We start from the raw sequence: 255 nt of genomic DNA on the forward strand, positions 1-255 counted from the left end.
TGGCTATGGGTTGATCAAGCACCACGATGCGGTCCGCCATTGGTTCCTGCGCGCTCTCCAGCGAATTGAAGTTAACGTACTGGTTCACCCGTACCAGCTTACGAAACTCACCTTCCCCACTGATCGTAACTTCTGTGCCATTTGGCAGCTCTGTAATAGTGGCACTGCTAACGCTCGCTTCAGCATGGACACGGAGCGAGGGATTGCCATTCACCCGATACTCGCCCCCAGCGATGGGCACTAAATAGTGGATGG

Annotated in this window: 1 protein-coding gene; it reads right to left on the reverse strand. The window is 54.5% G+C overall.

The features are described from left to right. A partial coding sequence (locus tag ACZYSM_RS29615; RefSeq protein ID WP_489077247.1) for an SH3 domain-containing protein occupies positions 1-214 on the reverse strand: 214 nt, incomplete at its 3' end. Positions 215-255: the final 41 nt, after the last annotated feature.

The organism is Pseudomonas sp. F220 (assembly GCF_057813935.1).